General features: G+C 34.1%; 16 protein-coding genes and 1 tRNA gene. 10 read left to right on the top strand and 7 right to left on the bottom strand.

Translation table 11 applies throughout. The features are described from left to right. Window position 1 precedes the first annotated feature (1 nt). The 6 genes from H611_RS0103450 to H611_RS0103425 all read right to left on the bottom strand — a co-directional run bounded on the left by H611_RS0103450 (window position 2) and on the right by H611_RS0103425 (window position 6,191). The gene (locus H611_RS0103450; RefSeq protein WP_027137029.1) at window positions 2-1,375 is read right to left on the bottom strand and encodes a methylmalonyl-CoA mutase subunit beta; all 1,374 of its coding nucleotides are present in this window, start codon (window positions 1,373-1,375) and stop codon (window positions 2-4) included. Further along, window positions 1,368-1,691 carry an FtsB family cell division protein gene (locus H611_RS0103445; protein ID WP_027137028.1) on the bottom strand — a complete coding sequence of 108 codons (324 nt, stop codon included), beginning with the start codon at window positions 1,689-1,691 and terminating at the stop codon, window positions 1,368-1,370. The genes H611_RS0103450 and H611_RS0103445 overlap by 8 nt, the downstream gene beginning before the upstream one ends. A gap of 2 nt (window positions 1,692-1,693) precedes the next feature. After that, complete coding sequence (udk, locus tag H611_RS0103440; protein WP_027137027.1) at window positions 1,694-2,299, bottom strand: uridine kinase; 606 nt, start codon at window positions 2,297-2,299, stop codon at window positions 1,694-1,696. A gap of 65 nt (window positions 2,300-2,364) precedes the next feature. Further along, window positions 2,365-2,769 (bottom strand): c-type cytochrome, encoded by a 405-nt coding sequence (locus H611_RS0103435; RefSeq protein WP_245574762.1) that lies wholly within the window; start codon window positions 2,767-2,769, stop codon window positions 2,365-2,367. Between the two features lie 9 nt (window positions 2,770-2,778). Beyond that, window positions 2,779-3,900, bottom strand: coding sequence for a PQQ-dependent sugar dehydrogenase (locus H611_RS0103430; protein ID WP_035483296.1), 1,122 nt, complete (start codon window positions 3,898-3,900; stop codon window positions 2,779-2,781). Between the two features lie 5 nt (window positions 3,901-3,905). Further along, on the bottom strand, window positions 3,906-6,191 hold the full coding sequence (locus H611_RS0103425) for a TonB-dependent receptor family protein (protein WP_245574761.1): 2,286 nt from the start codon (window positions 6,189-6,191) through the stop codon (window positions 3,906-3,908). 132 nt (window positions 6,192-6,323) lie between these two features. Between H611_RS0103425 and H611_RS0103420 the strand changes: the two genes are divergently transcribed. From H611_RS0103420 to H611_RS0103395, 5 genes are all read left to right on the top strand, one after another. Then, a tRNA-Pro gene (locus H611_RS0103420) sits at window positions 6,324-6,398 on the top strand. 1,399 nt (window positions 6,399-7,797) lie between these two features. Beyond that, window positions 7,798-10,929 (top strand): SusC/RagA family TonB-linked outer membrane protein, encoded by a 3,132-nt coding sequence (locus H611_RS0103410; protein WP_027137023.1) that lies wholly within the window; start codon window positions 7,798-7,800, stop codon window positions 10,927-10,929. Between the two features lie 10 nt (window positions 10,930-10,939). Next, window positions 10,940-12,694, top strand: coding sequence for a RagB/SusD family nutrient uptake outer membrane protein (locus H611_RS0103405; RefSeq protein WP_027137022.1), 1,755 nt, complete (start codon window positions 10,940-10,942; stop codon window positions 12,692-12,694). Window positions 12,695-12,803: 109 nt separating this feature from the next. Then, on the top strand, window positions 12,804-15,575 hold the full coding sequence (locus H611_RS13920; RefSeq protein ID WP_169515977.1) for a SusC/RagA family TonB-linked outer membrane protein: 2,772 nt from the start codon (window positions 12,804-12,806) through the stop codon (window positions 15,573-15,575). Window positions 15,576-15,605: 30 nt separating this feature from the next. Further along, the gene (locus H611_RS0103395) at window positions 15,606-17,258 is read left to right on the top strand and encodes a RagB/SusD family nutrient uptake outer membrane protein (RefSeq protein WP_027137021.1); all 1,653 of its coding nucleotides are present in this window, start codon (window positions 15,606-15,608) and stop codon (window positions 17,256-17,258) included. Window positions 17,259-17,712: 454 nt separating this feature from the next. Here the strand turns inward: H611_RS0103395 and H611_RS0103390 are convergent, their stop codons facing one another. After that, window positions 17,713-18,759, bottom strand: coding sequence for a LacI family DNA-binding transcriptional regulator (locus H611_RS0103390; protein ID WP_027137020.1), 1,047 nt, complete (start codon window positions 18,757-18,759; stop codon window positions 17,713-17,715). Window positions 18,760-18,901: 142 nt separating this feature from the next. Between H611_RS0103390 and H611_RS0103385 the strand changes: the two genes are divergently transcribed. Genes H611_RS0103385 through H611_RS0103365 form a run of 5 tightly spaced genes read left to right on the top strand, consistent with a single transcriptional unit; the run spans window position 18,902 to window position 24,496 of the window. Beyond that, window positions 18,902-19,810, top strand: a complete 909-nt coding sequence (locus H611_RS0103385) for a nucleotidyltransferase family protein (RefSeq protein ID WP_027137019.1) — start codon at window positions 18,902-18,904, stop codon at window positions 19,808-19,810. A 1-nt stretch (window position 19,811) separates the two neighbouring features. Further along, on the top strand, window positions 19,812-20,882 hold the full coding sequence (locus tag H611_RS0103380) for a phosphotransferase enzyme family protein (RefSeq protein ID WP_027137018.1): 1,071 nt from the start codon (window positions 19,812-19,814) through the stop codon (window positions 20,880-20,882). A gap of 5 nt (window positions 20,883-20,887) precedes the next feature. After that, window positions 20,888-22,195 carry a sugar MFS transporter gene (locus H611_RS0103375; protein ID WP_027137017.1) on the top strand — a complete coding sequence of 436 codons (1,308 nt, stop codon included), beginning with the start codon at window positions 20,888-20,890 and terminating at the stop codon, window positions 22,193-22,195. Between the two features lie 34 nt (window positions 22,196-22,229). Next, window positions 22,230-24,158, top strand: a complete 1,929-nt coding sequence (gene nagB / locus H611_RS0103370) for a glucosamine-6-phosphate deaminase (RefSeq protein WP_027137016.1) — start codon at window positions 22,230-22,232, stop codon at window positions 24,156-24,158. Window positions 24,159-24,178: 20 nt separating this feature from the next. Further along, a complete protein-coding gene (locus tag H611_RS0103365) occupies window positions 24,179-24,496 on the top strand; it encodes a hypothetical protein (RefSeq protein WP_027137015.1) in 318 nt (105 codons plus the stop codon). Window positions 24,497-24,509: the final 13 nt, after the last annotated feature.

The following is a 24,509-nucleotide window of genomic DNA, read 5'->3' as shown; positions in this document are numbered from 1 at the left end:
ACTAATTTTCATTTTTTAATCGGTTTTGTTCTAATATTTCAGATAATCTTTTTTCAATAACGGGCTCTATAAGTGTTTTACGTTTAATGGTCTTTACAAACGGGTAAATTTCCAAATGCTCATTAATACTTTCTTCAGAGTTAGGGTATTTGTTGGTTCCCACTAAAACTTCAATTTCTTTATCGAAAAGTTGTTGTTCTTTGTTGGCACTTTCTTTTATTTTTCTTTGAATAGTACCGTTTTTCAACTGTTTTAAAAATCCACCGTTATTTTCTATGTCTTTAAATAAATCTAAAGCTTTTTGAGCAAGTTGTTCGGTAAGCGTTTCAATATAATAAGCACCATCGACTGGATTTTTAACTTTATTGAAATAGCTTTCGTTTTTTAAAATGAGTAATTGATTTCTGGCAATTCGAGCACTGAAATTATGGTCTTTTTTGAATGGAGCATCATAAGGTAAATTACATATGTAGTCTGATCCTCCCAAAATAGCACTCATGCATTCTGTAGTAGTACGAAGCATATTCGTATTAGCATCATATATAGTTTTATTTCGTTTAGAGGGTATGCTGAAAATGATACAGTCATTATTTAACTTGTATTCATCAGCAAGCGTATTCCATAATTGTTTTAATGCTCTGAGTTTGGCAATTTCAAAAAAATAATTGCTACCAATGGCTACGTTGAAAATAATTTTTAGAGTTTCTTGATTTGTATTATGTACAACGTGTTCTGAGTAATTTAAATATTCGTTTACATGGGCTAGACCGTAAGCTAATTGCTGTACCATAGTAGCGCCCGCGTTTTGATATAAATCTACGTTAATCGATATGGTCTTCGATCGAGAAACTATGTTGTTGTAATTGTTAAAATCAGCTCTAAAATTATCGTAAAAGTTGCCTGATCTAGCTAAATTTCCAATAATATCAAGATTGACAAAAATTCCGGCTTCCGATTGGAATGCGAGAATTTGATTCGTGTATTCGAGATCTAAAAAATGTAAATCGAAAAAAATAGATATTTCATTTAGGTTAATATCATTTAATAAGGCCTGTAATAAAATATTGTTATTGGGAATAATGAATTTTAAGCTTTCAGCTCCATTATGAATGGCATTTATAGCTGTTTCATTCGATTTGCTAACATCCGACACATAGATAGTCTGGCAAATTTTCCAGTTTGTGGCATTGGTATTAGAAAGGTGAACAGGCGTTTTAATACCATCTCGATGGTAAAAGGGTTTTACATCGATATCCTCATTCGAATTCCAGATAAGCGCTTCATTGTAGTCGACACCTTTTAAGTCGAATTGAATTTTTTGTTTCCATTGTTTGGCAGAAACCGGATTAAATTCGCTGAATAAATTTTTACTCATCTTCCTTTGTTTTTAAGCTGTCTTCATATTCGATAATAAAGATTTCTTCGTTTTCACGTTTCATGTAATAGGTTTCACGTGCAAATTTTTCTAAGCCTTCTTCCGAGCTTAGCTTTTTGAGGGCTTTTTTATCTTTTTCTATTTCTTTCTGGTAGTATTCCTTTTCGTTTTCTAAATCATTTATTTCAGAATTTAGTTCGTGGTGAATCAGCCATGAATTAGCATCGAAAAACAGCATCCAGACTGTAAATAATACTAGAATTAAGACGAATATATTTTTGAATGGTTTAAATATTTTATGTTTAAATAGGGCCATTTTTACAAGCGATTGTTTATAATAGTTCGTACAATATCTATGGCAACAGTGTTGTATTTGTTATTGGGGATAATGATATCTGCATATTCTTTCATGGGTTCAATAAATTGGTCGTGCATAGGTTTTAAAGTGGTTTTGTACCGTGTTAATACTTCATCTAAATCACGACCTCTTTCAGAAATATCACGTTTTAATCTTCTTATTAATCGCTCGTCGGTGTCTGCATGTACAAAAACTTTAATATCGAACATATTTCTTAATTCTGGATTGGTTAGTATTAAAATGCCTTCAACAATTAGAACCTTTCTGGGGTGCGTTAAAATTGTATCTCCGGTGCGGTTATGTTCTGTAAAAGAGTAAATTGGCTGGTGTACTGATACGCCATTTTTTAAATTTTTTAAATGTTGCTCTAGCAAGGGGAAATCTATTGAGCGCGGATGATCGAAATTTATTTGTACACGTTCTTCGTATGATAAATGAGTCGTGTCTTTATAGTAGGAATCTTGTGAAATAACACCGACCTCGCCCTTTGGCAATTCATTAAGTATTTGGTTTACAACAGTTGTTTTTCCACATCCCGTTCCGCCTGCAATTCCTATTATAAGCATGCTAATTAGTTTATTTTTATTCACAAAGTTAGTTAAATCCAAAGTGAATTATGTTTTAACTAATATTATTTATTAACCTTTGAAACCGCTTCCGCAGTAATTATTTTTTTGTTTTCGTTGCCCCATGAATTGTTAATATAATTCATAACATCGGCTATTTCTTTATCACTCAAACCAAGAGGCATCATAGTGTTGTTGTAATTAATATCATTCACAGTTATGGGGCCCGTAATACCAAACTTTATAGCTCTAATGCTTGCTTCTTGATTCTTAATTAAATAATCAGACTTAGCAAGTGGCGGGAACATTTTTTTTACACCTTCGCCATTAGGTAAATGACAGCTCATGCAGAAATCGGTATAAATTTCTTCACCTCGATTAATACTATCCTTTAACGGGTCATTTTGGGGTTTATTTATTGTGATTACAGAAGTAAATATTAAAATGCTGATTAAAAAAAGTTTCATCATGTATGGTATTTAATTTTTTGGAATGATTTTAAGTATGCCTTTGCCTTCAACACCTAAATAAATAAAACCATCGGGACCTTGAATAACATTTCTAACTCTACCTAAATTTTCAAAAAGTTTTTCACGTTTTACAACTTTATTGTTTTCAAGAACTAAACGTTCTAGATATTGAAATTTAAGAGATCCTACTAATAAATTGCCGTTCCAGTCAGGATATTGATCTGAGTTTACAAATGTCATACCACAGGGAGCAATAGAAGGTACCCAATAAAATAAGGGTTGTTCCATCCCTTCTTTTTGGGTAAGATCAGTAAATGTTGTCCCACTGTAGTTTATACCGTATGAAATGATGGGCCAGCCATAGTTTTTACCTTTTATAATAATGTTAATTTCGTCACCACCTTTTGGACCATGTTCATGTGTCCAAATTTCCCCGGTTTCAGGGTGTTTTGTCATACCTTGTGGATTTCTGTGTCCGTAACTATAAATTGCGGTTTTGGCATTTTCAGAATTTACAAATGGATTGTCTATTGGGATGCTGCCATCTGCATTTAATCTATAGATTTTGCCTCCATCACGAGTTATATCTTGAGGGTTGACATCACGTTGACCGCGATCTCCAATAGAAAAATAAAGATACCCTTGATTATCGAATTCTAAACGAGAACCGAAATGTTGTCCTTTGGTAGTATTTGGCGTTGCTTTGTAAAGAAGTTCTTTATTGGTTAATACCGAGTTATTTAATTTGGCACGCATAACGGCAGTATTACCACCATCACCGTCACCTTCAGGAGACGCGTATGAATAATATATCCACCCGTTATTAGCATAATCGGGATGTAGTTTAATGTCCATAAGACCACCTTGACCTCTTACATAAATATCTGGTAGTTCACTAATATTTATTTTTGTGTTATTTTTAAAATGGATAAGCTTACCTGATTTTTCTGTTATAAGTAAACTACCATCCGGCAGAAAAGCCATGCCCCAAGGATTATTTAATTCGGGAACCACAGTCTGGGTTGTGTAGTTTATATGAGTAGGTGATTCTGCCTTTATTTCAGATTCTGCTTGTTGAGCACAAGAGCAATAGCTTATAAGTATTGTTAGAATGGTAAATAGATGTTTCATAGCCTTTAATATACGTTATATGTAAAGATAATCCCTGAAAAGTAATTTAAAGGGTTTCCAGGGTAGTAATATCTTGGTTGACTTCCATTGAAGCCCGATGCATTAATAAGGATTTGTGATGCATAGGTTGTATCAAATATATTATTTATGCCAAAAAAAACATTACATTTTAATTTTTTGTTTAAAATTTTCTGCCAACCAATTTTAAAATTGGATAGACTATATGCTTCAGAATAAAGTGAGTTACTATCGGTTATAGGCATGCTCCCAATATATTGAAAATTTACATGCCCATACAGTCCGAAAGTTGTGTTGCAATCAATCCCCATATTATAAATATGTTTTGGAACTCCGGTTAAATCATTACCGGAATAGTCATTTATATTATCCTTATAATCTTTAAAAAAGTAGTTGTTAAAAGAATAATTGATATGGCCTTGTAACTGCATTCTCTTGTCTTTTAGGAATTGATAATTGGCCGAAAGTTCTAATCCATCATGTTGGGTTTTTCCCGCGTTAATTCCAATATATTCATCATCACCTATTCTTTTGGCTACAAGTAGGTTTTTAACCAGTAAACGATATAAAGAAATGTTGCAATGTAAACGATTATTAAGACCCTTCATTCGGGTTCCTATTTCAAAATTCCAACCTGTTTCAGGTTTAATATTTTGATTTATTAATCCGTCCGGTAAAAGCGTTTCTGTTGTGGTTGGTGGAGAAAAACCATGACTGATGTTAGAATATAAATTTAAGGAGTTAGAAACTTTGTGTGACAAACCAAAAGTGGGAGATAAGATGTTTTTAAATTTATAAGACCCCGATTGATTCAAGTTTGGTTTTATGTTGAATCTGTCAATAATATTATAACCCGTTTTGTTGTAATTAATTCCAAAGGAGATGATTGTTTTTAAAGTTACATGATAATCGCTTTCAAAGAAAATATTGAAATAGTGTCTCTTTTCTTTAAAGTTTGATAGCATATTACCTTGAATACTACCCGTTCCAGGGGGGTAATCTTTATAGAGGTTTTCAAATGTTTTCAAAATATAAAAATCCTGAAAGTATTCTCCGCCTAATGTCCACTTTAAGTTTTTTGTATCTTGAATTAATCGACTACGTATACCATTAGCAAATAAATTTTCAGATAAAATGCTAAAAGGTCTCGGTTCGTAAGCTTTTTTTAATGATGTAAAAATACTTGTAGAATGTGAAATGGAATGTGTAAATTGATGTTTCCAGGTGAAACCAAAAATACTTCGTTTTGTGTCTTCAAAACCTTTCGATTGTGCCCAAGTTGGTGCAGCAGATGTTGGGTTATTTAAAAAGGTTTCTTTATTAATTGAGCTGGGTATGTAGCCCTTTAATTTTACCAAGCTACCTAAGAAGGAGATGTTATTATTTTTATTAAGATAGTGATTGCTGTTAAAGGTGAAAGTTTGACGGTTATAATAGTTGTTTTCCCTATAACCGTCACTTTGAGTATGACTATAAACCGTGTTCACATTTGTTTTAGTACCACCATAAGTTATGTTAATTAGATTTTTAAATAAACCAAAAGAGCCAACCGTCATTGTATTTTGAATTTTACTTCGATTTAGAAGTGCTGTTTCTGGAATTAAATTAATTGTGCCTCCTAAGCCTGCTCCATGTATGCTTGAATTGGCTCCTTTAATTATTTCTATCCGAGCAAGTGAACCTAATTCAAAATCTTCAATGGTAGTTTCGCCATTCCCGTTTGTTAAAGGTATGTTTTTGAAATAGGCACGTATTTTAGAAGTACCATATAAATTTCTTGAACCAATTCCTCTTATTATTATTCGATTCGTGTTGAGTGCGCCATTTTGCATAAAAATGCCAGGAATTTTGTTTAATATTGGGGCAAAGTCAACAGAGTTTCCTCGATCAATTTCTTTTTTATTGATAATGTCGGTAGATGAATAAAAGGTTTTTAGGCGTTTAGAAATCAAATTCGAGGTAATTACTACTTCGTGAAGTTCAGAGGGGTTTATACTTAGTTGGATGACGGTATTAAGATTTTGGATATAAAAATGTTTTTCTGAATATCCAATTTTTCTAAATATATATTCACCTGTGTTTTTTGTTCTAACATAACCATTGATATCAGTAAATAGGGTGTCTTTAGTTTGTGTGTTAATCACCTGAATGTTTTGAATAGCTTCATTAGTATCTATGTCTATAACTTTTATTTTATAATCTGATTGTCCAAAGCCGATTATACAGAATAAAAGAGAAGTAATAATTGTATGTGTATGTTTTAAATGGAACAATTTTAAATTGTTAATTAACTGTTAGCTAATGTAATTGAAAATGTATATAAGAAAAATAGAATAAATATTAAAAAAACAATTGTGAATTTAATTTAAAGGAGTATATTTGCATCCGCTTAGAGATAGCTAATTCGGGGTGTAGCGTAGCCCGGTTATCGCGCCGCGTTTGGGACGCGGAGGTCGCAGGTTCGAATCCTGCCACCCCGACTAGATAAGAAATCAATAAATATAAAGCCTTGGTAATTTAATTGTTATCAGGGTTTTGTTGTTTTTATGTGTTCGTATTATTTGAATTGGTTTATTTAAAAATGGGATCTATTCGGTTACCACTTTTAAAAACATCGAAAAAGGTAACCGAGCAATTTGATTTGGCTTTTGTTTTTAATGTTTAATTTTTTAAAACAAAATTGTATGAAAACCACACGAATTTTCATAGTTCTGCTATAGATACTGCAGCCCGCATGCCTTCAATTATAATCCTGATTTTGTCTTCAGAACTATATACTTTTCTATTTTTTTTTTAAGTTTACTGATGAACGAACTGGCATTTTGTTTTTTGCCATAATAGATAATTTTAAAGGTTGTTAATTTAAGAAACATCTCACTTAAATTTAGTCTCTAAAAGTTCACTTTTTGCTATGGCTAAACAAGAATTTCACTAATACATATGGATATTATTGTAGATTTTAATTGATAATCGAGAATTCATTAAAATAGTTTATATATAAATAATTTATTATCTATTTAAATAAGGGCTTGGTTAGTTTATTTTGTGTTAAATCAAAACTAAACTTATTTCCTACTTCAATGATATTGTTGGTCATTATGTCGGCTATATTAATAATGGGCAACTTTTTTATTTATGGTAGATTTAAAATCAAATTTGAATGAAACGCCTGTTCATAGATAATTAAGACATGGTTTATTATAGTAAATATATGCTGGTTCTTCATTTAATCCTTCAATCTAATTAGTGTATAAGATTTGAAAAGACTGAAGTTGGATAAAAACAAAAGCAGGAGGAGTTTAGGTAATTATAAGTCTAAGAAAAGCAATCCTTAATATTAACAGGTCTTTTGTTTTTAGTGGAACAGATGGTTGTATAAGAGAGGAAAAGGGGAGTTGAATTAAAAATAAGATTGAACATTAAAATAACTAAAATTAATTAATATTAGATTTTTCCATGGAAAAAATAATGTCACAGAGGGCGTCTGAAGTTAGAATATATGGTTTAAACAGAGGTAAATGACAGTTTGATGAGATTGTCTACTGTTTTCGACTATTTATCCCCTGTCATTTTTTTAATACCATGCTTAATTTTGGAAAAACAAGACTAATATTTTACCAACATTAAACTTATTAAAATGAAAAGCAAAACTATTTAGATAATCTGGTGTTTTAGAAAATTTAGTATAACAAAAATTAAATATAAACACAAACATGAAAATAACTAAGAATTAATTTATGTGAAAATCACAAAATTTTAAACGTGTATGTTTTATTATAACTACTTTTATTATAACTACAACTAGTACTGTAAGGGAGAGTTTTAGATAAAATGGTACACAAAATATATCTAACAAACTATAAATATGATTTCTGATTTATGAAGCAATTACAAAACCAAACATTAAATTACTCTAAAAGAGGTGTTTTTCTTTTTGTTCTTCTATTGTGTAATGTTTTGTGGTTAAGTGCCCAAAACATTACTATTACAGGACAAATTAAAGATCCTAACGGAATGCCTTTAGCAGGGGTTAATGTAATAGAAAAGGGAACTAATAATGGAGCAGTAACCGATTTTGACGGAAAGTATGTCATTAAACTACAAAATAAAAAGTCAATTTTAGTTATGAGCTATATTGGCTTTAAAACACAAGAGGTTTCTTTCAAAGGAGAAGATACCATTAATATTGTTTTAGAAGAAGACGCAGAGTCTCTTGAAGAGGTGGTGCTTGTAGGTTACGGGCAACAAAAGAAAGTTACTGTAACTGGAGCTATTTCCTCCATAGATACAGAAGAATTAACAACATCTCCTGCTGCAAGTGTAGCAAATGCATTAGCGGGAAAGGTAACAGGATTAAGTTCAATACAGTATTCTGGTCAGCCTGGTAGAGATACTGCACAGCTTCTTATTCGTGGTGTGGCAACGCTTTCAGAAGGAAGTTCATCGCCTTTGGTGATGGTGGATGGTGTAGAGCGTAATTTTACACAATTAGATCCAAATGAAATTGCAGATATCACTATTCTTAAAGATGCTTCTGCCACAGCTGTTTATGGGATTCGAGGCGCAAACGGTGTGATTTTGGTAACAACTAGAAGAGGTAAAAAAGGAGCGGCTAAAATGTCTTTTGATTATTCTTATGGACTTCAGGCACCTGTGAGATTGCCTGAGTTCGCAGATAGCTATACTTATGCTACAGCCTATAATAATGCTCAAATAGGAGACGGTACAAGTCCAGAAAATGTGCAGTTCCCGCCTGAGGTTGTAGAGGCTTTTAGAACAGGTTCAAATCCTATATTATATCCTAATGTAGATTGGATGGATTATATTATACGTAAAACGTCACCTCAATCTAAAGCTAATTTTAATGTGTCTGGAGGTACAGATCGCGTTAAGTATTTCATGTCTTTTAGTTATTTGACCCAAGATGGTATGTTTAAAACCTTTGGGACAGAGACCGATGAGAATTTTAGCTTCAAACGCTATAATTACCGTTCAAATATCGACATAGAGGTTACTAAATCAACTCAATTGTCTTTTACACTTGGTGGTAGAAGTGGAGTAAGAAGACAACCAGCTGCAGGTGATTTGAATCAGTTCTTCAGGAGATTATATGCGGCATCGCCTTTTGCTTCTCCTGGTATAGTAGATGGTCGTTATATTGTAAATAATGGAGAATATATACCAAATGGAAATGAATATACTGATGGATTATTTTATTATGGAGTTGGTGGTTCTACTAGCACAACTACGGTATATAATTTTGATTTAACTTTGAAACAAGATTTAGATGCGATTACTAAAGGCTTGGATCTTAGTGTTAAAGCATCATTCAACCGTAACTCAGTTCAAACAAAATATCGTAACACATCACCTGATATTTATACCGCCTTTTATGCGAGGGATTTTGATACATCGCTTCCTGAAGATGATCAAACCTTGGTGTATCCACAATTATCATCAGGTATGAGGTTAAATTATGCTGAAGATTACGGAAAGGATAGAAGCTGGTATTTCGAAACTGCAATAAACTATCTCCGTCGATTTGGAAATCACGAGGTTAAGGGATTGTTGCTTTATAACCAAAGGTCTAACTATTATCCTGGTGGAGCTTTTAATTATTTACCTAGTGGATATGTGGGTAGTGCCGCGCGTGCAACATACAACTACAAGCATAAATATATGGCCGAGGTGAACATTGGATATAATGGTTCTGAAAATTTTGCAAGAAGTCAACGCTACGGTTTTTTTCCTGCATACTCTGTAGGATGGGTTGTTAGTGAAGAAAACTTTATGAAAAACAATGGTTTTTTCGATCAGTTGAAATTGAGAGCATCCTATGGTAAAGTAGGTAGTGATAATCTGGGCAGCAATCGCTTTTTATATTTACCAGATTCATATGCTCGTGGTACGCGCCCCAATGAAGACTATAGTTTTGGTATAGATGTGCCTCAGGAACAACCTGGTTTTGTTGAAACAACATTGGGGAATCCATTAGTAACATGGGAAACGGCTATCAAACAAAATTATGGTATTGATATTAAGTTTCTTAAAAAGAGATTGAATTTAAATGTAGATTATTTTATAGAAAAAAGACGTGATATCTTAACAAATAGAAATACTGTACCAGATATTGTAGCTGCTGATTTACCTGCGGTTAATATTGGAAAAGTAGATAACAAGGGGTATGAAATTACTTTAAGGTGGCAAGATAATATTGGTAAGTTTAATTATTGGATAAACCCTAACATGTCTTACGCAAAGAATAAAATTGTATTTAAAGACGAGGTTCCACAAAATTATGATTATCAATACGAAACAGGAGGGCTTGTAGGACAACCTTTTGGTTACGTTACCGACGGGTTTTTTAGAGCAGAAGATTTTAATGAAGATGGTAGTTTGAAAGATACATTTCCAGAACATAACTCTATGGTTCAAATAGGAGATTTAAAATATGTGGACCTAAATAATGATGGGGTTATTAATATTGATGATCGAAAGGCCATAGGATATCCAAATTATCCATTATACACGGTTGGATTGAATACAGGTTTTAAATATAAGAATTTCGATTTTAGAATGTCTTGGACAGGTGCTTTCAAAACATCTAGAATGTTGAATGACAATTTGAGAGAAGCCTTTGGAGGAGTAAACCCTACAACTGGTTTACCAAAATACTTAGCAGATGACACTTGGACACCAGAAACGGCTGATACGGCAAAATACCCAAGATTAACTTTTCTTAATTCAATTAATAATTTTGGATATGATTCTACAATATATCAACTAGATGCCTCTTATGTTCGTTTAAAAACGTTAGAAATGGGCTACAATATCAAGTCTCCTTTTATAAAAAGTGTGGGAGTGTCTAATGCCAGAGTGTATCTGAGTGGCTTTAATTTATTGACTTTTGATAAAATGGAAGGTATAGTAGATCCGGAATCTAGAACTAATAGGAGACCTACTTATCCAGCAATGAAGATATATAATATTGGAGTAAAGTTAAATTTTTAAATAAAAAGCAATGAAAAAGTATATAAGTTTTTTGAGTTTTATACTATGCTTACCTTTTTTTATGGTGAGTTGTGAAGAAGTAGAACTGGGTGATGATTTTTTATCAAAACCCCCAGGAGGTGATATTACAATTGATACAGTTTACGCAAACTTAGAAAATGCAAACCGAGCTTTAACAGCGGCATATGCAACCTTACCTTATTCATTGCCCTGGGGCTGGTCGTTACATCAATCGGTAATGTATATGGATAATTTAGAAAGTCTTACAGATCTAGCTAGTAGTTATGTTCCTTATGGTGGGCCAATAAATGCGTATTATTCAGGAGCTTATGCGCCTAGTATGGATTATCAAGGAGATTCTAATGGGAAATATCTTAGGTATGGTTTTAAGAAAGCAAAACCCTGGTTAGGTATTAGAAGGGCTTATACTTTCATTAACAACATAGACCGTGTTCCCGATGCAGATCAAGAGACTAAAGACCGATTAAAAGGCGAGGCCATGATGGTTGCAGCGGTACATTATAATGATTTGTTTAGAAATTATACAGGCGTGCCTTGGGTTAATAAAAATTTCGCGCCAACAGATGATACATTTTCTCCACGTTTAACGGCAGAGGCAACTATGGATTCTATTGTAGGGCTTATTGATCGTGCAGCAAAATTATTGCCATGGCAAGTTAACGACATTAGTAATAATGAAGGTAGATTTACACGTGCCGCAGCAAAAGCTCTTAAAATACGTGTATTGCTTTTTGGTGCTAGCCCTGTACTAAACTCAGATACACCATATCGTGAAGGTGAAGCCTCAGATAAAAAGCTTTGCTGGATGGGTGGTTATGATGTAAGCCGTTGGCAAGACGTAGTAACTGCCTGTGAGGATTTCTTTAATGAACTTCAAGCAAATGGTGGCTATCAATTGGAAGATACTGGGAATCCTAGAGAAGATTTTACAAGAGGTTATTTAAGAAGGGGAAGTAAAGAATTATTAATTTCAACCCGTAATAGTTACAGGTTTCGGAATTTATTTTTTGGTCAGTATTCAAGATTTGGAGCTGCACGTCCTACACAAGAATTGGTTGATTTGTATCCTATGAAAAGTGGTAAAAGTATTACTGATCCAACTTCAGGTTATGATCCATCGAACCCCTATATCAATAGAGACCCTCGTTTATATGAAACGGTTATTGTAAATGGCGATGCATACAGGGGGCGTACAGCAGAACTATTTAATGGCGGTCGCGAGAAAAGAAGAGGATTAATAGCTGCTACAGGATACATGCAACGTAAATTTTATTTAGATGGAAATAGAGCAACATCTCAATTCTCTGTAATTCAGTGGCCATACTTGCGTTTGTCTGAAGTGTATTTAAGTTATGCCGAGGCTCTGAACGAAGTGAATGGAGGTCCAACAGCTTTAGCTTATGAGTATCTTAATAAAACACGCGAGCGTGTAGATGTAGGTCCCGCTCCTACTGGGCTAACATTAGAAACCTTTAGAAAAGAAGTATTGGATGAGCGTGCACGTGAATTAGCCTATGAAGATGTACGTCTTTTCGATATCATACGTTGGAAAATACCTTTTATTCAACCGCATATGGTCAAATTACAAGGAAGCACTAGTGGTATTACCAATATAGAATATTTTGAAGTAGAACCTAGAAGGGTGTGGGTTGATCAATGGGATCCTAAATGGTATTTCTGTGGTTTCCCACCAGATGAGATTAACAAAGGCTATGGTTTGATTCAAAACCCAGGTTGGGAGTAAGGCAGAGTCAATTACTAAGATAAAAACTAATTGAAAAAAATATAAGATGAATAACTATTCTAGAAAGAAACATAGTATTCTTTGGTGTCTGCTCGTATTTTTACCGTGCATGACTTATAGTGTAATGGCACAAAACCAGAATACAGCAGTTACAATTAAGAATCAAGACTCTACAGTATTAAAAAATGCGTTGGTGCAAAAATTAGTTTCTGAAACCATTTATACTGGTAATGGTATGCAAATTGAAAAACAGAAACTTACTTCCGCAATTAATAAAGTATCTGGGGAGGAATTGGAGAAAACAAATTCATTTAATCCAGCCAATTCACTTTATGGTTTGTTACCTGGTTTAATGGTGTTACAAAATGGAGGAAATGTAGGTGCTCGAGATCCTGATTTGTTTATAAGGGGGTTAAATACCTTAAACAACAATTCCATTCTCATTTTAGTAGATGGGATTCAAACAGATATTGGCTATTTAAATACGCAATCCATTGAAAGTGTAGAAGTTTTAAAAGATGCAGCAGCGTTAGCAATATATGGACAGCGTGGAGCTAATGGGGTATTGCTTATTACTACCAAAACAGGTGTAAAACAAAAAATGGATGTAAGCCTAAGTTACCAAAGTGGGATTACTACCGCTGTTGGTTATCCAGACTTTTTAGATGCCAGTGGCTATGCTCTTTCTGTTAACCAAGCACGAGAATTGGATGGGTTGTCACCATTGTATTCTCCAGCAGCCATTCAAGCATACAAAGACGGAAGTTTACCTGATTTTTATCCAAATGTTAACTGGATTAATGAGAGTATGAGAGGTACTGGTACCAAAATGAACCTTAATGCGGCGTTCCGTGGTGGAGATGATAGTATGACGTACTACGCAGCTATCAATTATCAGGCAGAGAATGGTTTGTATAATGACAGGGGATTGGAAGAGTACGCTACTCAATCAAAATATGATAGGGTAAATTTTATAAGTAATTTGAATGTAAAATTAACATCAACAACACAACTTGATGCTCGCTTATTAGGAGCTATTGATGAGTTATATTCTCCAGGTAGTTCATATAGGAGCATTATGGATGCTATGTACGGAACGCCTGCAAATGCTTTTCCGGTAAGAAACTATAAAAATGTTTATGGAGGTACTAATATATATGGAAACAATCCGGTTGCAATGATTAATTCAACAGGATATGAAAAAAATCAAGCAACAAATATAGGTATTGGTGGTACGCTGAAGCAAGATTTAGGGAGTATTTTGGAAGGTTTGTCAGCTGATTTTACGGTAGGTCATTTTAACCGTGCAACTTCTATCGATGGACAAACTAAAACCTATTTATATGAAGAGCTAACAAGAAATGAGACAACTTTGGATACCATATCCCAAACCTACAGTGAAGATTCAGCATTGAGGGCTAATTCTGGAAATGGTTTCCTTAATAGGTATACTAATTTCTTCGGAAAGTTAAACTATGAAAAACAAGTTGATAATCATGAGTTTAACTCGTTTTTAATGTTTGCTCAAGATAAATATGTAGGCAAAGGTCAATACACCACATACTTGCGTCAAAATTTAGCAGGAAATTTCCATTATGGTTATAAGGATAAATATTTGGTCGATGTAACTCTATCTTATGCAGGATCTAGTGTATTGCCTAAAGATCGCTTTGAATTTTATCCAGCTGTTTCTTCTGCTTGGGTTATTTCGAATGAAGATTTTATTAAAGAAGATTCTTGGATAAAATATTTAAAGCTTAGAGCGTCTTTTGGTTATGCAGGAAATGACAGGATTCAGCAGAATACCGAAGATCAAAGATATGGTAGTGTTGGCAATTATTTTTTCACAAGGAATAACAATGCTTCTTGGAGTAGTGGAGAAGGTCGCTTAGGTGGAAATCCGAAAATGGAAAAGGCCATGATGACCAACATTGGTTTAGATGTTAATTTATTTAGAAAATTAAATCTAACGGTAGATGCCTTTTACAACAAAAGAACCAATATTCTAGTGTTTTCAGATGGACAAACATCTAATTTATTAGGTGTAGGTGCGCCAGTACTTCCTAATGGTGAAGTTACCAACAGAGGTTTAGAAGCATCGCTTACATGGCAAGAGAGCGGCAAAGATTTTAATTACGCTGCAACCGCTATGTTCTCTTATTCAAAAAATAGAATTGAAGAAATGAGCGAAACACCTAGACCTTATGATTATATGAAAAGAACAGGTCATTCTATTGGGCAGGCATTTGGACTTGTTTCAGATGGATTTTTTAATAGTCAAGCAGATATTGACAATAGCAATCCACAGTTGTTCTCTTTGGTTTCTCCTGGAGATATTAAATATGTAGATCAAAATGGAGATAATGTGATTGATAATTTCGATCAAGTAGCTTTAGGTTACAGTACAAGCGTTCCAGAAATGTATTTCTCACTTAATTTAAATGCCGAATATAAAGGTTTGGGAGTTAATGCCATTTTTCAAGGTATAGCTAATCAATCCGTATTATTGAATACACAAAATGTGTATTGGCCGTTGATAAATAATGCCAATATTACAACGTTCTCAAATAATGCTTGGACACCAAGTACTGCTGCTACGGCTACATTGCCTAGATTGACCACATTAGACAATGATAATAACTACCGTTCTAACGATATTTGGTTAAAAGATGGAGGTTATGTAAAACTTAGAACATTGGAATTTTATTTTAATTTACCTCAACAATTTGTAAATAAATATGGTGTGAATGAATTTAAAATTTTTGCTAGAGGAACCAATCTTTTTTCATGGGATAGTATAGAGCAGATGGATCCAGAGGCGTTATCTACTACTTATCCGCTTCTTAAAACCTTAAGTTTAGGTTTAGATTTTACTTTTTAAATTAATTTACTAATGAGAAAAAATTTAACAATGAAATATTCAATAATAGTATTGCTCATTTTTAACTTGTTCCTAAGTTCATGTGACTATTTAGACTATAATGAGAAGGATTATCTATCCCAAGATGATGTTTTTTCAGATTTGGACAGAGTAAGTGGGACACTAGTAGGAGTTTATATTGGTTTGCCAAGCGGTTTTACACAGGTTGGGGGTGCAATGCTGGCTTCAGGTTCAGATGATGCTGTGTTTGTAGATGATATAAATTTAGTTAACAAGTACTTTAATGGTTCATGGAGCCCATCACAACCAATAGATTCTAAATGGGGTTATTATGAAGTTATTAGACGTGCAAACCGTTTTTTAGAAGAGGTAGAGAAACATGAATATGAACAGCATTTATATGACAAGGATCCTACCTATGATGTATTAATGGCCGAACTAGAACGTAAAAAATATGAAGCTAGAGCATTACGCGCTTTTTATTATTTTGAATTGGCCAAACGCTACGGTGACATTCCTTTAATCACCAAGGTGATTTCAATAGACGAGGCCAATACAATCTCAAGGAGTTCCTTTCAAGATGTTATAGCTTATGTAGTTAGTGAATGTGATGCTGTTGCTCCTAATTTACCAACTACTTATGTCGGGGAGCGATTAGCTGAAACTGGCCGTATAACCAGAGGGGCTGCTTTAGCAATAAAAGCAAAAGCACTTTTGTATGCTGCGAGCCCACTTCACAATCCTCAAGGAACTACATCAGCTTGGGTTAAAGCTGCTGAAGCTGCGTATGATATTATCGATTTAGGAGTATATTCTTTAAACAATAATTATTCTAGCGTGTTTAACAACTACAGCAACTCCAATAGAGAATTGATTTTGGAGCGAAGACAAAGTCCTAGTAATAATTTTGAACGCATTAACTTTCCAGTAGGTTATGTTGGTGGTAGTTCAGGAAATACCCCAACCCAAAACTTAGTTGATGCTTACGAAATGAAAGCCACAGGTTTGGGGGTTGATCAGCCAGGTTCTGGTTACAATCCAAATAACCCATATGCAGGAAGAGATCCGCGATTAGCTGAAACTGTTATCTACAATGGTTCTACTTTTAAAGGTCAGACAGTTGAAGTTTACGAGGGCGGACGTAATGGGGCACCTTTAAGATATGCTTCAGAAACCGGCTATTATTTGAAAAAATACGTAGATCCAACGATAAATTTAGAAGCCCCAAATGTTACTCAAAAAGAGCATACATGGGTATTGTTTAGATATGCAGAGGTATTGCTTAATTATGCTGAAGCAATGAACGAAGCTTATGGACCAGAGGATCCAAGTATTTTTGGTAAAACAGCACGCCAAGCCGTTAATGAGGTACGCTCAAGAGTGGGGATGCCTGCATTCCCTTCAGGGATGTCCAAAGAGGAATTCCGTGCAAAACTTAGAAATGAAAGACGCGTAGAATTAGCATTCGAGGGTCATAGATTTTGGGATGTACGTCGTTGGAAAATAGGGCCAGAAACTACAGCTATTTACAAAATGGATGTGCAACAAAATGGTACAGGTGGTTTTATTTATACAAAAGAGCTTTTAACAACAAGACCTTTTGACCCAAAAATGTACTTATATCCAATTCCTTTTTCAGAAACAGTTATCAACCCTAATATGACACAAAATCCAGGGTGGTAAACTATTAATACTAGACTTTAAAAGGCTGTCTTGATTCAAACAAGACAGCCTTTGTATTTATATAGTGTGTTACTTCAACAAAAAATGAACTTTTAAGTTAATTTTTAAGTTTATAGCTTGTTAAGTTTACTATATTAGTTGGAGTTTCAGGTCTTCCTGCTGCCCCAACAAAAGCCGATAATTTATTATCAGGCTTTTTTTATATAGGAATTTTATGTTATTGTCATTACTAAGAATTCATAATCAATCATCTTCGTTAGAATTCTTTGATTTAATCTGATATTATTATTATATCAATGACCATCTTCTAAGTGTAGTATCTCTCAAGTATTCTTGATGAAATTAGAAGTCGTTTTAATTAAGTAAGTCCGAAGTATTTCGGGGGTTAAAAAATAACTGTCTAAAATAGAATATTATTCGGCCATTATTATGAACTGTTTAACAATAGATAAATTTATTCTAAGTACTGTTGAAAGTTTTCAGAGTTAATAATATCAATTGGAAGTAGAATGCTTTTCGGAATGTCTTTATCGAATAGTAAGTGTTCCGCTAGGGTGCTCAATCCCACAAATGCTTGCTGTTTCGGGTTTTGGTTTATTAAGAAATCAATATAGCCTTCTTTTAAAAGCGTAATATTTTTATCTACTAAATCATAGCCTACAATTTTTAAGTTTTTTTGATATGTTTTTTTAAACTCCGCTATCTTATATGTTTTTGAGGTTGTTACAAAAACGCCATTAATATCTTCATGGTTATTGAAATAGGCTTCTAGGGATTCCTCATTTTCAAAATTTAAATTCTTATCAAGGTTAATCGTAGAAATTTTATAGCTTGAACTGTTTTTGTCTTCAAAATAACTTTTAAAACCTCGCTCTTTTTGCTGCATATGAGTCGCATTTTGCACTATTTCATCTACATGAATAATAGCAATGTGTCCTTGGCCTAATAATGTGTCTAATAATTTAGCCGCGATACGTCCACTTTGAAAAAGGTCTTGTCCAATATAGTTAGAAAACCCTTCTTTTCTAATAATGTTATTGAAGGTTGAAATAATGATATTTTTATCATGACATAGTTTTGAGACGGCCTGGGCCTCATTAAAAAATAATGGCGCCATTAAAATAGCATCGGGTTCTGTACTGATTAAACTTAGCGCAGTTTCCTTGAATGATTGAGGTGAGGAGGAATTATATCTATATTGTTCAGTTTTAACTCCTAAAGACTGATAGTTTTCTTCGAATTCTGTAATAGCATCTAAACAAGGTACCCAATAGGAGTCTTTGTGAGATTCTGGAAAAAGAATACAAATACGATAAATTTTATTGTTCTTCAGGTTTTTAGCAATAGGATTGGGTTTAAAATTTATTTCTTCAAGAATTTTAGTGATTTTTTCCTTGGCGGAGTCGGAAACCTTACCTCTGTTATGTAATACTCTATCTACCGTGCCTTTTGATACACCTGCCATTTCGGCAATATCCTTTATCGTGTATTTTTTTGTCATAAGCACAAATATAAATAAATCATTTAATAGTATGCTTATTTTGTTCTCGAACACACAATTATATGTGCTCGAGAACATTTTTTTGTGTGTTCGAGCACATTTTCGAAAATAAATTGTATATTTGGCCTATTAATGAATAGAAATGAATAAACAAAAACCAACTTTAGTAGTATTAGCAGCAGGAATGGGAAGCCGTTATGGTGGACTTAAACAGATAGATGCCTTCACTCCTGAAGGAGATACCATCATAGATTTTTCAATTTATGATGCCCTACGTGCAGGATTTGGAAAGTTTGTATTTATCATCAGAAAAAGTTTTGAACAAGAGTTTAAGGAGATATTTAATAAAAAACTGGAGGGAAAAGCCGAAGTTGATTATGTATATCAGGAATTAGAGAACGTACCCGAAGCTTATATAAATCCTGAGAGAACAAAACCTTGGGGTACAGGACATGCACTTTTAATGGCTAAAGATGCCGTAAAAGAAAATTTCGCCATAATTAATGCTGATGATTTTTACGGAAAACAAGCCTTTGAAGTGATGGCTAAATCTTTAATGGATAAGGATTCTGATTCTTACCAATTCTGTACGATGGCATATTTATTAAAGAATACAGTTTCCGATCATGGATTTGTATCACGTGGAGAATGTCAAGTAGATGATAAGGGCTTTTTAGTTGATGTAACTGAAAGAACTCATATTGAAAAAATAGATGGTGAATTATTTAGAAAAGATGATGATGGTAATTTAATTCCAATCGACGAAAATACGGTTGTTTCTATGAATTTCTGGGGGTTTACACCAAAATGTTTTGAGTTTGGAGGTCAATTGTTTTTAGAGTTTTTAGAAGCTAATAAAGAGAACTTAAAGGCAGAATTTTATTTGCCATCAATAGTTAACGAGATTTTAAAATCGGGGAAGGCGACAGTTGAAGTTTTACAGTCTAATTCCAAATGGTTTGGAGTAACCTATAAAGAAGATAAAGAAATTGTTCAAGAAGCAATTGGTAAATTAAAAGCGGCTGAAGTGTATCCTAAAAATCTTTGGTAGTATGTTAGAACAGCAATTAAAAAATATTTTCAACGAGTTTAATCATGGTGCACAGTTCAAAGGATTTAAAGAACTGGCTTCGGGGCATATTAATGATACCTACTTGATTACAACGAAGGAGAAACCTTATTTCGTTTTACAACGTATTAATCATGGAGTATTTAAAGATGTGCCAGGATTAATAAATAATAAAGTAGTTGTAAGTAGCCATATTCAGAAGAAATTAGAAGATAAGTCAATAAAAAAGCAACAACGAGGAGTTTTAGCTTTTGAAAAAACTCATGATGGTTTGTCTTACTATAAAGATGAAGATGGGAATTATTGGAATTTAATGTACTTCATAGACAAGAGTGTAACTTACGAAACTGTTAGTAGTGAAAAGATTGCTTATGAAGGAGGGAAACTTATGGGTAAATTCTTAAGATTAACCGAAGATTTCGATGCGAACCAGCTTATAGAGGTTATTCCCAAATTTCACGATATGTCTTTTCGTTATTGGCAATTTGAAGAGTCTTTAAAAGTAGCCACAGAGGAGCGTTTAAAAGATGCTAAAGGTTATATTGAATTAGTAGAGTCTTTAAAAGACGAAATGCACATACTTCAAAATTTAAAGGAATCTGGAGCTATACGTATTCGAGTTACACATAACGATACCAAAATTTCTAATGTGCTTTTTAATAAAAAGAATAAGGGCTTATGCGTTATTGATACCGATACGGTGATGCCTGGGATTGTACATTATGATTTTGGTGATGCCATACGTACTATTTGTAATACGGCTGCCGAAGATGAAACGAATTTAGATTTGGTAGAATTCAATTTTGATTATTATAAGGCATACACCAAAGGCTTTTTAAAGAAAATGAAAACTTCTTTAAACGATATAGAGCTTAAGTACTTGCCATTGGGCGCAAAAACTATGATATTTATTATGGCCCTACGCTTTTTAACCGATTATCTGAATGGTGATATTTATTATAAAATAAAGTATCCGGAGCATAATTTCGATAGAGCTAAAAACCAGTTTAAATTATTAGAGAGCTTAAACCAACAAATTGATAAACTAAATTAAAAACTATGCAAACAACAAAAACTAATAATATAGTACCAATAGCGATAATTGCAGGGTTATTTTTCATCTTCGGATTTGTTACTTGGATAAACGGAGCTTTAATTCCGTTTATGAAAACGATCAACGAATTAACGGAAGCGCAATCGTATTTAGTGGCATCAGCATCCTACATATCTTTTGTAGTGATGGCCTTACCGGCTTCTAAAATACTCACTAAAATAGGTTATAGAAAGGGCATGTCTCTAGGGTTGTTTATTATGGCTATTGGAGCCTTGGTTTTTATACCAGCCGCTGAGGCTCGAACTTATTGGATCTTTCTAACAGGAATTTTTATTCAAGGTATAGGAATGACATTGCTGCAAACGGCAGCCAATCCATATATTACCATTTTAGGACCTATAGAAAGTGGTGCGAAACGTATTGCTATCATGGGGATTGCTAATAAAACGGCAGGAGCCCTCGGGTCTTTAATATTTGGAGCCTTGTTACTGTCTGGTATCGATGAGGTAAAAGCAAAATTATCGACGGTGAGTTTTGATGAAAAGGAGGTTTTATTAAGTACAATGGCAGATAGTGTTTTTGTTCCATATCTGGTTATGGCTATTGCATTGGTTGTATTGGCGGTTTTAATTAGAAAAGCTCCTTTACCACATGTTGAGGCTGCTCCCATTGAAGAGAATACTTCGGGCACTACCGAAAAGACTAATATTTTTCAATTTCCACATTTATGGTTAGGGGTGTTAACCTTATTTGTTTATGTAGGCGCGGAAGTTATTGCAGGTGATACCATTATAGCCTATGGTATTTCATTAGGGTTTGCTGCCGAAGATGCCAAGTTTTTTACAACCTTAACCTTGTTGGCTATGGTCTGTACTTATGCTCTGGGGGTGTTTTTAATTCCAAAGTACTTAAAACAAGGGACAGCTTTAAAAATAAGTGCCTCTTTAGGTATTATTTTCAGTATTTGCATCTTATCAACCACAGGATTTACATCGGTATTATTTGTGGCAACCTTAGGTATTGCAAATGCTTTGGTTTGGCCAGCCGTATGGCCTTTAACTCTAGAAGGATTAGGGAAATTCACGAAAACAGCTTCGGCCTTATTAATCATGGCTATTTCAGGAGGGGCTATCATACCACCACTTTACGGAAGAATGGTTGATGCCGGCAAGCATGAGCTTATTGCAAGTGGATTAGAACAAGCGGAAGCGACAGCAAGTGCAGCAACCAGTAGTTATTGGATTTTAATTCCGTGTTATGCCATCATATTGTTTTTTGCAGTGTGGGGACATAAATTAGGAAAGAAAAAATAGAGTTTACAAGAAATAAAAGTTAAATACAATAAAAATGATAAAGAGTAGTATAGATAAAGCAACAGGATTTGAAAAGCGATTCGAAAATATCGATACCGTTGTTTTTGAAAATTCATTAGGCGCCTCAAAAGCAGTAGCCGAAGAAATAGCTGCGTTAATAAGAGTAAAGCAATCACAGAAACAACCATGTGTTTTGGGATTAGCTACTGGTTCTACCCCAAAAGGATTGTATGCTGAACTAGTTCGCTTACATAAAGAAGAAGGTTTAAGCTTTAAAAATGTAATTAGCTTTAATCTGGATGAGTATTACCCAATGCAGCCGGATTCTGTACACAGTTATGTGCGATTTATGAATGAATTATTATTCAAGCATGTCGATATATTACCTGAGAATGTTCACATTCCGGATGGTACTTTAACAAAAGCAGAAATCTCTGAATATTGTAATGACTATGAAGCAAAAATAAAGGCATTAGGCGGAATTGATTTACAGATTTTAGGTATTGGAGGTAATGGTCATATCGGATTTAACGAATCAGGATCTTTACAAAATTCTAGAACACGATTGGTAGCCTTAGATCATATTACCAGAGTAGCAGCCAGTAATGATTTTGGCGGATTAGATAAAACTCCTAGAACGGCTATAACCTTAGGGGTTAAGAAAATTATGGAGGCCAAACGTGTTATTTTGATGGCCTGGGGAGAAGGAAAGTCCAATATCATTAAGGCCGCGGCTGAAGGTCCGGTAACCAATCTGGTACCAGCCTCTTTTTTACAGGAACACACGAACTCTGTTTTTGTTATGGATAAGAGTGCTGCTTCAAAGCTAACGCGTATTAATACGCCGTGGTTAGTAGAGAAGATAGAATGGACCGAAAAGATGACCAGAAAAGCTGTACTAGGATTGGCTCTTAAGTTGAAAAAGCCCATTTTAATGCTTACCGATGCCGATTATATTGAAAATGGAATGAGTGATTTACTGGCCGATTCAGGGCCTGCTTATGATATTAATATAAATATTTTTAACAATGTCCAACATACTATTACAGGTTGGCCTGGAGGAAAGCCTAATGCAGATGATAGTAAACGACCAGAGCGTGCAGAACCTGCAAAAAAACGTGTACTTATATTTAGCCCACATCCAGACGATGATATTATAAGTATGGGAGGTACTTTTAAACGCCTCCAAGAGCAAGGTCATGATGTGCATGTGGCCTATCAAACCTCGGGTAATATTGCCGTAGCCGATGATGAAGCTGTAAGATTTGCAAGCTTTGTGTGCGATTATAACGAGAAGTTCGGTATCAAGAGTAATGAGGCCCATGCTATTTACAAAAAGGCGATTAAGTTTATTAAAACTAAAAAGGATAGTGAGATTGATATTTCCGAAGTACGACACATTAAAGGTTTAATTCGAAAAGGAGAAGCCAGAGCGACTGCTCATTTTGTGGGATTAAAAGATGAGAATATCCACTTTATGGAATTACCATTTTATGAAACGGGTACCATTGAGAAAAAGCCTATCGGTGAGGCCGATGTTCAAATAACTATGGATTTAATCGAGAAGATAAAACCACATCAAATTTATGCTGCGGGTGATTTAGCCGATCCGCATGGTACGCATAAAGTATGTTTGGATGCCATTTTTGAAGCTGTTAAAAGGCTAAAACCAAAAGCCTTCATGAAGGATTGCTGGTTATGGTTATACAGAGGTGCATGGCAAGAGTGGGGGATTGATGAAATAGAAATGGCAGTACCTATGAGTCCAGGACAGGTGTTAGAAAAACGTAATGGGATATTCAAACATCAGTCACAAAAAGATGGGGTGGTGTTTCAGGGAAGTGATAGCCGGGAGTTTTGGCAACGTGCGGAAGATAGAAACCGCGAAACTGCCGAATTATATCATCAGTTAGGTTTAGCGCATTATGCGGCTATGGAGGCCTTTGTGAGATGGGAATATTAAAAAAATAAATTGTTATAGCAATGGAAATGGTTGTTGAAGCGCCTAATACTAAATCATCCGTAATTGAAATGAAAAAATTCGTTTTGGTTAAAAACATTAATGTTTACCATAAGTTTATTAATTGGGTGATTGGTGAGTTTGACTTGTACCTTAAGAATGAGTCTCAAGAATTAAAAGTTCATTACCCGAATGGATGGTTTAGTATTAGGTGTTTTAATAGTCCGAATATTGATTTAAAAGTTGAAATTAACCTTATTGGCAAATCAAAAACAGCCTGCGATATTTTAATGCAAAGAATTTTAGGTATTCATGAGCAGGTAGTCCGTACATATGATTAAAAACTAAAATATT

This window comes from Gaetbulibacter saemankumensis DSM 17032 (assembly GCF_000425645.1).
GTDB lineage: Bacteria > Bacteroidota > Bacteroidia > Flavobacteriales > Flavobacteriaceae > Gaetbulibacter > Gaetbulibacter saemankumensis.
Note: the sequence above shows the minus strand (reverse complement) of the source record. Positions and strands in the feature narration are given on the sequence as shown.

What these genes read in the sequence shown, in the direction of transcription:
- H611_RS0103450 (WP_027137029.1), bottom strand. Translation starts at nt 1,375, where the DNA reads ATGAGTAAAAATTTATTCAGCGAATTTAATCCGGTTTCTGCCAAACAA.
- H611_RS0103445 (WP_027137028.1), bottom strand. Translation starts at nt 1,691, where the DNA reads ATGGCCCTATTTAAACATAAAATATTTAAACCATTCAAAAATATATTC.
- udk (WP_027137027.1), bottom strand. Translation starts at nt 2,299, where the DNA reads ATGCTTATAATAGGAATTGCAGGCGGAACGGGATGTGGAAAAACAACT.
- H611_RS0103435 (WP_245574762.1), bottom strand. Translation starts at nt 2,769, where the DNA reads ATGATGAAACTTTTTTTAATCAGCATTTTAATATTTACTTCTGTAATC.
- H611_RS0103430 (WP_035483296.1), bottom strand. Translation starts at nt 3,900, where the DNA reads ATGAAACATCTATTTACCATTCTAACAATACTTATAAGCTATTGCTCT.
- H611_RS0103410 (WP_027137023.1), top strand. Translation starts at nt 7,798, where the DNA reads ATGAAGCAATTACAAAACCAAACATTAAATTACTCTAAAAGAGGTGTT.
- H611_RS0103405 (WP_027137022.1), top strand. Translation starts at nt 10,940, where the DNA reads ATGAAAAAGTATATAAGTTTTTTGAGTTTTATACTATGCTTACCTTTT.
- H611_RS13920 (WP_169515977.1), top strand. Translation starts at nt 12,804, where the DNA reads ATGACTTATAGTGTAATGGCACAAAACCAGAATACAGCAGTTACAATT.
- H611_RS0103395 (WP_027137021.1), top strand. Translation starts at nt 15,606, where the DNA reads ATGAAATATTCAATAATAGTATTGCTCATTTTTAACTTGTTCCTAAGT.
- H611_RS0103390 (WP_027137020.1), bottom strand. Translation starts at nt 18,759, where the DNA reads ATGACAAAAAAATACACGATAAAGGATATTGCCGAAATGGCAGGTGTA.
- H611_RS0103385 (WP_027137019.1), top strand. Translation starts at nt 18,902, where the DNA reads ATGAATAAACAAAAACCAACTTTAGTAGTATTAGCAGCAGGAATGGGA.
- H611_RS0103380 (WP_027137018.1), top strand. Translation starts at nt 19,812, where the DNA reads ATGTTAGAACAGCAATTAAAAAATATTTTCAACGAGTTTAATCATGGT.
- H611_RS0103375 (WP_027137017.1), top strand. Translation starts at nt 20,888, where the DNA reads ATGCAAACAACAAAAACTAATAATATAGTACCAATAGCGATAATTGCA.
- nagB (WP_027137016.1), top strand. Translation starts at nt 22,230, where the DNA reads ATGATAAAGAGTAGTATAGATAAAGCAACAGGATTTGAAAAGCGATTC.
- H611_RS0103365 (WP_027137015.1), top strand. Translation starts at nt 24,179, where the DNA reads ATGGAAATGGTTGTTGAAGCGCCTAATACTAAATCATCCGTAATTGAA.